General features: G+C 66.7%; 8 protein-coding genes and 1 tRNA gene. 3 read left to right on the top strand and 6 right to left on the bottom strand.

The features are described 5' to 3' along the window. Positions 1–861: 861 nt before the first annotated feature. Positions 862–937, bottom strand: a tRNA-Ala gene (locus GGR04_RS19025). A gap of 210 nt (positions 938–1,147) precedes the next feature. Here GGR04_RS19025 and GGR04_RS19020 point away from each other — a divergent pair. Then, complete coding sequence (locus GGR04_RS19020) at positions 1,148–1,450, top strand: YggT family protein (RefSeq protein WP_183201482.1); 303 nt, start codon at positions 1,148–1,150, stop codon at positions 1,448–1,450. A 203-nt stretch (positions 1,451–1,653) separates the two neighbouring features. Next, a complete protein-coding gene (locus GGR04_RS19015; RefSeq protein WP_183201481.1) occupies positions 1,654–2,205 on the top strand; it encodes a hypothetical protein in 552 nt (183 codons plus the stop codon). A 94-nt stretch (positions 2,206–2,299) separates the two neighbouring features. Here the strand turns inward: GGR04_RS19015 and ppa are convergent, their stop codons facing one another. From ppa to GGR04_RS18990, 5 genes are all read right to left on the bottom strand, one after another. Next, positions 2,300–2,875 carry an inorganic diphosphatase gene (gene ppa, locus GGR04_RS19010; RefSeq protein ID WP_183201480.1) on the bottom strand — a complete coding sequence of 192 codons (576 nt, stop codon included), beginning with the start codon at positions 2,873–2,875 and terminating at the stop codon, positions 2,300–2,302. A 119-nt stretch (positions 2,876–2,994) separates the two neighbouring features. Beyond that, a complete protein-coding gene (locus GGR04_RS19005) occupies positions 2,995–3,501 on the bottom strand; it encodes a GNAT family N-acetyltransferase (protein ID WP_183201479.1) in 507 nt (168 codons plus the stop codon). 177 nt (positions 3,502–3,678) lie between these two features. Then, positions 3,679–4,059 (bottom strand): PH domain-containing protein, encoded by a 381-nt coding sequence (locus GGR04_RS19000; RefSeq protein WP_183201478.1) that lies wholly within the window; start codon positions 4,057–4,059, stop codon positions 3,679–3,681. Between the two features lie 173 nt (positions 4,060–4,232). Continuing rightward, complete coding sequence (gene typA / locus GGR04_RS18995) at positions 4,233–6,062, bottom strand: translational GTPase TypA (protein ID WP_183201477.1); 1,830 nt, start codon at positions 6,060–6,062, stop codon at positions 4,233–4,235. A 137-nt stretch (positions 6,063–6,199) separates the two neighbouring features. After that, a complete protein-coding gene (locus GGR04_RS18990) occupies positions 6,200–8,248 on the bottom strand; it encodes a M3 family metallopeptidase (RefSeq protein WP_183201498.1) in 2,049 nt (682 codons plus the stop codon). A 189-nt stretch (positions 8,249–8,437) separates the two neighbouring features. Between GGR04_RS18990 and GGR04_RS18985 the strand changes: the two genes are divergently transcribed. Then, positions 8,438–8,947 (top strand): MarR family winged helix-turn-helix transcriptional regulator, encoded by a 510-nt coding sequence (locus GGR04_RS18985; RefSeq protein ID WP_183201476.1) that lies wholly within the window; start codon positions 8,438–8,440, stop codon positions 8,945–8,947. Position 8,948 lies beyond the last annotated feature (1 nt).

Raw genomic sequence — 8,948 nt, 5'->3', positions numbered from 1 at the left:
GTCCCTCTGCACCGGCCATCTGCACCACGCAACGCCTTGATCGATCAGCTATCAAAATCCGGTGCGAAACTGACAAGATTCGAGAAATGGAAAGAAAAGCAGGATTCCCACTCGCGTGAATCCGAACCGGACCGCCGCCCGACGTAGCCGGCGCCGTCCTCCTGCATGCGCAAGCGTATTGACGTCGAGCCGGACGCGTCGCCTTCGTAACCCGGCTCTCGCATCGCAACGGAATGGGTGTGTGGCGCGACCTCCGATCCGTCTTTGAAACAGGCAGCGAGTCCGGTCGTCGATGTCGAAGGAGGACGGCGGGCCGATCGTTTTTCGCTCCCCACCCCGTCGCAACGCGCCTCGCGCCCGAACGCAGCCTGCGTCCGCCAAACTCTCACCGACTTCGATCCATCATCTTCGGATCCGTTCTCGGGCGCGACCGCTGGCCTTACGGAATGAAGGGCCAATCGCTCGGACGTTCGGCGAAGCCTTAACGATCATTCAGAGATCGGCTGGGGGGGCGGTGAATTGGAGTGGCCGTCGTCGCAAGGCGATCCACGCCAATGCTTCGAACGGCCGCAAAACCGTCTGACCTCGTCGCCGTAGGGAACGGCTTGGGATATCAAAGCTGCTAGCGCTGTACGGACTCATCCGTGATCCCCGCCAACGACCGAATGGCTATCAACAGTCGTTGAAAAACGATCCTAAGACTGTCGCACTCGGCTTGCGACCGAGTCGCCCGACGCCCACGACGCTCCGCCAGCCCGAACTCGTCCGTTCATTGTCGGTCGGAGGTCATTCGGCAATGTCTTCGCATTGGGTGGATCGCCCGCGAAAACGCGACCGGATAACCTGTGGCGATGGGAGATCTGGTGGAGCTGAGCGGGATCGAACCGCTGACCTCGTCATTGCGAACGACGCGCTCTCCCAACTGAGCTACAGCCCCTCACCAGTGCGGTGGATGTACGTCGGGAGGGATGAGGCTGTCAAGCGATGGCGGACGGCGGTTCCCGGCGTTTTACCAACATCATGCCCTTCAAGACGAATTCGGTTGGCTTTCGTTAGCAAAATCCCCATCTCGCTCGGCGAGACTCAACGCTCCGGCAGCGCGCCATCCGGTACCGCTGCAATCTTTTCAGAAGGCCGATCCCCGCCCATGCTCGCCGTCATTCAAGTCGTTCTCCTTGTCCTCAACATGGCGTGGTGGATCATCATCGCGTCGGCGATCCTGTCCTGGCTCCTCGCGTTCAACATTCTCGACTACCGCAACCAGTTCGTGCGCACGATCACCGACATTCTGTCCCGTATGACGGAGCCGCTCTACCGGCCGATCCGGCGCGTGCTCCCCAATCTCGGCGGCCTCGACCTGTCGCCTCTCGTGGTGTTGTTGATCATCTTCTTCCTGCAGCAGTTGATCTACATCTACGCCATTCCCGCCGTCTATCGCGCCGGCCTCTGACGGCGATTGACGGGCCGCGTCGTTCGTCTCACCGCGGAAGACGATGATGGGAACGACGCCTCGTGCCGCTCCGGCCAACGCGGACGGCCGAGCGACATCCCGCTCGGTGCAATCTACTAGGAGAGGCGAAGGTGCTTGCGCCTGCGTGAAGGGACGCTAGCCTCACATCCATGTCGGCTTCGCTTTTCGTCGTGTTTTCAGTCTTGAGCGCAACGGTCCCGGCGGCGAAAGCCTTCGATGGGGCGGCTCTTTCGGGCGCGGCGTCGCCGCTTCTGCCGCATTTCTGCGTCGCCGATCCCCTGCCGGGCGACGCGTCGGTGCTGCGCTGTTCGGGGCTGGTTGGTACCGACGTCTTCCTGGCGGGATCGGAGGATGATCGCCGTGTCGCCCTCGGGGCGCCCGCGGGTTTTCCGTCACCTTTGCCGAAAGCCGCACGCTTGTCGCGCACGCTCGACTGGCGGCTTCTCGGCGAGCGTCCGGTGGCCGCGCTCCTTCGCTATGGCTTTGCCGCGGAGGGGGCCGACCCGGCGATGCAATGGATCGTGGTGCTGAAACCGGGAACGCCGGAGCGACCCGGTTGCGTGGTCGCGCTGGTGGACGGCGAGGCCGGCGCGGCGGCGCGCACGACAGCGACGCGCGTCGCCGACGAGGAGGCGGCGGGCTTTCGCTGCGGCGTCGATCGACCCGGCCTCGTCGGGCGTGCCGGCGACGCGACGCGCCGGCTGGGAACGCTCTGGCTGGCAAGGCAGCCCTGACGCCGGTCTTCGGCGAACATGCCTCCGACGCCGAACGGGCGAGGATCCCCCGATCCCCGCCCGTTCAAGGTCTTTGGAACGAAGCCACGTCGGCTCAGGCGTTTTCCTGACCCACCGGCGTCGGGTTCTTCTCCGACTCCTTGGCGTTGTCGAAGCGCACCACGGCCTCGCGGATCAGGTCCTTGGCCTTGGCCGAGCCGTGCCAGCCGCCGATCTTCACCCACTTGCCGGGCTCCAGATCCTTGTAGTGCTCGAAGAAATGCTCGATCTGCTTGAGCGTGATGTCCGGCAGATCGGTGTGCTCGTGCACGTTGGTGTAGCGCTGCGTCAGCTCGGGCGAGGGGACCGCGATCACCTTCTCGTCCAGACCCTTGTTGTCCTCCATCATGAGGACGCCGATCGGGCGGCAGTTGATGACGCAACCGGGAAACAGCGGACGCGTCGAGCACACCAGCACGTCGATCGGGTCGCCGTCGTCCGAGAGCGTGTGCGGCACGAAGCCGTAATTGCCGGGATAGGTCATCGGCGTGTAGAGGAAGCGGTCGACGAAGAGCGCGCCGGCCTCCTTGTCCATCTCGTACTTGATCGGGTGACCGCCGACCGGCACTTCGATGATGACGTTGATGTCTTCCGGCGGGTTCTTGCCCCGGGCGATGGCGTCGATGCGCATGGAGTTCTCCGATGTCCGTCTCGCGTTCCTAGCCGTTCGGCGAAGGTGAGGCAATGCGGGACGAGTCCGCTGCGTGGACGTCGACACCGTCCGGGCGGCAGAGTGCGCTTCGGCGCTCCTCAGGAGAAGGTGAAGGCCACCTTGCGCAGAATCCGGCCTTCGAAGTTTTCCGAGCCCGTGGCGATGTCGACGCCACCGCAGGCCTCGTAGAAGCGCAGCGCGTTGTCGTTGTCTTCCAGCGCCCAGACGGCGAGACCCTTGAGGCCGCGCGCCCGCAGAAGCGTCCGGGCGCTGTCGAAGAGCCGACGCCCGAAGCCTATGCCCTGGAACTCGGGCCGCAGGTAGATCTCGTAGATCTCGCCTTCGACAGTCAGGGCGTGTGTCCGGTTGCGGCCGATCGTGGCGTAGCCGACGATCTCGCCGCCATATTCGACGACGAGGATGGTGGCGCGGTTGACGATGGCCTGCCGCCACCAGGGCGCGCCGCGCCGTTCCAGCATTCGCGAGAGCGAACGATGCGGAATGAGCCCCCCATAGGCCGCCTGCCAAGAGGCCGCATGCACCGGCGCGAGCGCGGCGGCATCACGGGTCTCGGCGAGGCGGATCTCGGCGGCGATCGTCTTCATGAAGCGTTAACCCTGACCGCGCTCATTCGATCCGCGGCTGCGAACAAAATGTGGCGCGAAGAAGGTGAGAAGATCGATCATCACGTCGCATTAGCGAGATCGGGCGTGCGGCACAACGCACGCCCGCGCCTTTCCACGGGGATGGTTCACATCGGCGCGCCCGCCCGCCGCGATGCCCTAGCGTCGCAGGACGCCGCTCGCGAGCGCCTTCTGGATGCCCGCGAGGTTGGTGCCGCGCGAGAGGTTCTGCAGGAAGGGCTGGGTCTGGCCGGCGACCCAGATCCGCAGTTCGGCATCGGTGTCGAACGAGCCGGCGGTCTCGACCGAGAACATCGTGATCGCGCGGTAGGGGATCGAATGGTAGGCGCGTTTGCGTCCGGTCATGCCCTGCTTGTCGATGAGGACCACCCGGCGGTCGGTGAAGACCATCTGGTCGCGCAGCACCTGGAAGGCGACCTCGATGGTCTCGTCGGGCAGGAGGATCGGCTCCAACTCGCGGGCGAGCGCGCCGGTGTCGACGTCGCTCGCAAGGCCGAGCAGTCCCGATAGAAGTCCCATTCTCGTCTCTCCCGTTCAGGCGCGCCGAAATTGCCGCCCGCCAGCCGTCTTGCGCATTGGCGAGAGGTGGGAAGGCACCGGCCCGATGCCAAGCGGGGGCGCGGACACGAAAAAGGGCGGGCCCCGAAGCGCCCGCCCTCTCCAATGCCCGTGCCGTCGCGGAACGGCCGCGATCAGGCGACCTTGCGGCTCTTCTCGAAGCGCTTGCGCTCGTTGGAATCGAGATAGAGCTTGCGCAGGCGGATGGTCTTCGGCGTCACCTCGACGAGCTCGTCGTCCTGGATCCAGGAGAGCGCGCGGTCGAGCGTCATGCGGATCGGCGGCGTCAGCTTGACGGCCTCGTCCTTGCCGGAGGCGCGCATGTTGGTGAGCTTCTTGCCCTTGAGGACGTTCACTTCGAGATCGTTGTCGCGCGTGTGGATGCCGATGATCATGCCCTGGTAGACCTTGACGCCGGGGTCGATCACCATCGGGCCGCGGTCTTCCAGGTTGAACATGGCGTAGGCCACCGACTCACCGTCCTCGGACGAGATCAGCACGCCGTTGTTGCGGCCCGCGAGCTGGCCCTTGTAGGGCTGGTAGGAGTGGAACAGGCGGTTCATGATCGCCGTGCCGCGCGTGTCGGTGAGGAGTTCCGACTGGTAGCCGATGAGACCGCGGGTCGGCGCGTGGAAGACGAGGCGCTGGCGACCGCCGCCGGAGGGGCGCAGCTCGATCATCTCGGCCTTGCGCTCGCTCATCTTCTGAACGACGACGCCCGAATGCTCCTCGTCGACGTCGATCACGACCTCTTCGATCGGCTCCAGCGTCTCGCCGGTGGCCTCGTCCTTCTGCATGACGACACGCGGGCGCGAGACGCCGATCTCGAAGCCCTCGCGGCGCATGGTCTCGATGAGCACGGCGAGCTGCAGCTCGCCGCGACCGGAGACGTAGAAGGAATCCTTGTCTTCCGACTCCTCGATCTTCAGCGCGACGTTGCCTTCGGCCTCCTTGAACAGGCGGTCGCGGATGACACGGCTGGTCACCTTGTCGCCCTCGGTGCCGGCAAGCGGCGAATCGTTGACGATGAAGGACATGGTGACGGTCGGCGGGTCGATCGGCTGGGCGACGAGCGGCTCGGAGACGGCAGGGTCGCAGAACGTGTCGGCGACCGTGCCCTTCTGAAGGCCCGCGATGGCGACGATGTCGCCGGCCTCGGCGTATTCGAGCGGGGTGCGCTCGAGGCCGCGGAAGGCGAGGATCTTGGAGATGCGGCCGGTCTCGAGGATCGTGCCGTCGCCGTGCAGCACCTTCACGGCCTGGTTCGGCTTGATCGAGCCGGACTGGATGCGTCCGGTGATGAGGCGGCCGAGGAAGGGGTTGGCCTCGAGGATCGTGCCGATCATCTTGAAGGGCTCGTCCTTGCCGGCGGTGTCGGGTTCGGGAACGTGCTTGAGGATGAGGTCGAAGAGCGGCTCGAGGCCGTCCTCGCGCGAGCCGTCCGGCGTGGTGGCCATCCAGCCGCCGCGGCCCGACCCGTAGAGCACGGGGAAGTCGAGCTGCTCGTCGGTGGCGTCGAGATTGGCGAAGAGATCGAAGATCTCGTTCAGCACTTCCTCGTGACGCTCGTCGGGGCGGTCGATCTTGTTGATCGCGACGATGGGCTTCAGGCCGACCTTCAGCGCCTTGCCGAGCACGAACTTGGTCTGCGGCATCGGCCCCTCGGAGGCGTCGACGAGGATCACCGCGCCGTCCACCATGTTGAGGATGCGCTCCACCTCGCCGCCGAAGTCGGCGTGGCCGGGGGTGTCGACGATGTTGACGCGCACGCCCTTCCACTCGACCGAGGTGGCCTTGGCGAGGATCGTGATGCCGCGTTCCTTCTCGAGGTCGTTGGAGTCCATCGCGCGCTCTTCCTGGCGCTGGTTCTCGCGGAACGAGCCCGACTGGGCGAGGAGCTTGTCGACCAGCGTCGTCTTGCCATGGTCGACGTGCGCGATGATCGCGATGTTGCGAAGCTTCATTGGGGGCCACCGGAAGGAGTTGGAACGCGTAAAAAGGCACGTTTCCGAAGGAAACGGCCCAGGGACGTCGCGTCATTGGGCCGCTCCTTAGCGGATTTTTCGCAAAAGCGAAAGGCGTCTCGGCCGACCTTGCCCGCTCAGGCCGCGAAGCCGCGCTTGCGCATCATCGCCTGCGGGTCCGGCGCCCGGCCGCGGAAGGCCGCGTAGAGCCCGGCCGGGTCGGCGGAATTGCCGGCGGCATAGACGTTCTCGCGCAGCCGTCGGGCGGTGGCGGGGTCGAAGGCGTCGCCCGTCTCCTCGAAGGCTTCGAAGGCGTCGGCGTCGAGCACCTCCGACCACATGTAGGAATAGTAGCCCGCCGAATAGCCGTCGCCCGAGAAGATATGGGCGAAGTGAGGCGAGCGGTGCCGCATCGTGATGGCGGCGGGCATGCCGAGGCTGGCGAGGATCTCGGCCTCGCGCGCTGCCGGGTCCGCGGGCGCCTCGCCCTGGCGGTGCAGCACGATGTCGACCAGCGCCGAGGAGGTGAACTCCACCGTGGCGAACCCTGCGTCGAAGGTCGCGGCCGCCTTCAGCTTGGCGACCTCGGCCTGCGGCAGCGGCTCGCCCGTCTCGGCATGAAGCGCGTGCGCCTTGAGGATGGCGGGAACGGTGAGCCAGTGCTCGAAGAGCTGCGAGGGCAGCTCCACGAAGTCGCGCGCGACGGCCGTGCCGGCGAGCGAAGGATAGGTGACGTTCGAGAGGAGGCCGTGCAGCGCATGGCCGAACTCGTGGAACAGCGTCTTGGCGTCGTCCACCGAGAGGAGCGCCGGCTCGCCCGCGGCGGGCTTGGCAAAGTTGCAGACGTTGTAGATCACCGGCCGCTGGCCGCCGTCGAGCTTGTGCTGCGAGCGCAGCGCGCTCATCCAGGCGCCCGAGCGCTTCGAGGAGCGGGCGAAGTAATCACCGACGAAGAGGCCGCGCGGCGCGCCGTCGGCGTCAAGCACCTGCCAGACGCGCGCGTCCGGGTGCCAGGCGACGGCTTCGGGCAGCGCGCGGAAGCGCAGGCCGAAGAGGCGCGTCGCGACGTCGAAGGCCGCCTCGATCATCCGGTCGAGCTGGAAGTAGGATTTCAGCGCGCTCTCGTCGATCGCGAACTCGGCGCGCCGCCGCTTCTCGGCGTAGTAGCGCCAGTCGGCGGGCCCGAGCGGAGCGTCGTCGCCCGCTTCCGCCGCGAGCCGGGCGAGCACGCCGGCGTCGGCCTCGGCCCGCTCGCGCGCCTTCTCCCAAACGCCGCGCAGCAGTGTCTCCACCGCATCCGGCGTCTTGGCCATCGTGTCGTCGAGCTTGTAGTCGGCAAAGCTTACGAAGCCGAGAAGCCGAGCCTTCTCGGCCCGCAGCCGCAGGATTTCCGCAAGCACCGGCCGGTTGTCGGTCGGCCCCTCGTTCTCGCCCCGCCGCGACCAGGCCGTGAAGACCTCCGCGCGCAGCGCCTTGTCGGGGCAGAACTGCAGGAAGGGCACGATGACCGAGCGCGACAGCGTCACCGCATGGTCTTCGAGTCCGCGCTCCGAGGCCGCGTCCGCCATCGCCGAGACGAGGAACGCGGGCAGGCCCGCGAGATCGGCCCTCGCCACGGGGCGCGCATAGGCGCGCTCGTCGGCGAGGACGTTCTGCGAGAAGCGCGTGCCGAGTTCGGCGAGGCGCGCGTTGAGGTCGGCGAAGCGCTCGCGATGGGGGCCTTGGAGCCGGGCGCCGGAGCGCAGGAAGCCTCCATGCACGCGCTCCAGCAGCCGCAATTGCTCCGGCGTCAGCGCCAGCGCCGCGCGGCGCTCGTGCAGCGCGTCGATGCGGGCGAACAGCGCCGGGTTGAGCGAGATCGCCGAGCCGTGGCGCGAGAGCTTCGGCGAGACCTCGCGCTCCACCGCCTGCAGCGCGTCGCTCGTCTCGGCGCCGGCAAGCGCGTAGAAGAGGGAGGCGACGCGCGAGAGCGTCCGCCCCGAGCGCTCGAGCGCCAGGATCGTGTCGTCGAAGCCGGGCTCGCCCGGCGCGTTCGCGATGGCCTCGACCTCGGCGAGCTCCTCTGCCATCGCGCGGTCGAAGGCGTCCGCGAAGTCGGCGGGCCCGATCGCGACGATCTCCGGCAGGGCCGTCGCCGAGGCGAAAGCGAAGCGCCGATCGAAGGCGGCGATGTGGTTTTCCAGCATGAGTTGTTCCATCGGGTCGTCGCTATGTATCAAGATTGCGCCACACTTGTATCATGATCACGCTACTGTAGGGGAAAGGACTTTCCCCTCGTCCCGTGATACGCTAGTCCCGTCCGAACGGTCGGATTTTTTTCGCGCGTCAATATCGAGGTCGGATCCGCTGCGAGCGGTCTATAGGCGGGAACAGACGTGTCAGAACTCACTTCGGGTAATACGTTCGGTTTCCTCCTCACCGATACGTCGCGCCTTTGGCGGCAGTATTTCGAGCGCACGGTGGCGGAAAACGGCCTCGGCCTCACGCCCGGCGAGATCCGCGCGCTCGGCAACGTCATCCGCTTCCGCGGGTCGCGCCAGGCGGCGCTGGCCGAGCGCATGGGCGTCGAGCCGATGACGCTGTCGGCCTATCTCGACCGTCTGGAAGGGCGTGGCCTGATCCGGCGCACGGTGGACTCCAGCGACCGCCGGGCCAAGCTGATCGAGCCCACCGACGCGGCCTTCGACATCATGAACAGCCTCGCGCCGCTCTTCGACCAGATCTACCGTCATGCCACCCGCGGCGTGACGAAGCCGGAGATGGTGGCGATGGCGGGCGTGCTGGCCCGGTTGCGCTCCAACTTGACCAACGACGCCGACATCATCGCGCCGATCGATCTCCTCTCGCCGCCCGCCGACACCCCGCGCGAGCGGGTCGTCGGCTGAG

The sequence above is a fragment of the Aureimonas pseudogalii genome, from assembly GCF_014196835.1.
In the GTDB taxonomy this organism is placed as follows: domain Bacteria; phylum Pseudomonadota; class Alphaproteobacteria; order Rhizobiales; family Rhizobiaceae; genus Aureimonas; species Aureimonas pseudogalii.
The sequence above is the reverse complement of the archived record's forward strand: the minus strand, read 5'-3'. Positions and strand labels throughout refer to the sequence as shown.

Coding starts and splice junctions, on each gene's coding strand:
- GGR04_RS19020 (WP_183201482.1), top strand. CDS start 1,148: ATGCTCGCCGTCATTCAAGTCGTTCTCCTTGTCCTCAACATGGCGTGG.
- ppa (WP_183201480.1), bottom strand. CDS start 2,875: ATGCGCATCGACGCCATCGCCCGGGGCAAGAACCCGCCGGAAGACATC.
- GGR04_RS19005 (WP_183201479.1), bottom strand. CDS start 3,501: ATGAAGACGATCGCCGCCGAGATCCGCCTCGCCGAGACCCGTGATGCC.
- GGR04_RS19000 (WP_183201478.1), bottom strand. CDS start 4,059: ATGGGACTTCTATCGGGACTGCTCGGCCTTGCGAGCGACGTCGACACC.
- typA (WP_183201477.1), bottom strand. CDS start 6,062: ATGAAGCTTCGCAACATCGCGATCATCGCGCACGTCGACCATGGCAAG.
- GGR04_RS18990 (WP_183201498.1), bottom strand. CDS start 8,248: ATGCTGGAAAACCACATCGCCGCCTTCGATCGGCGCTTCGCTTTCGCC.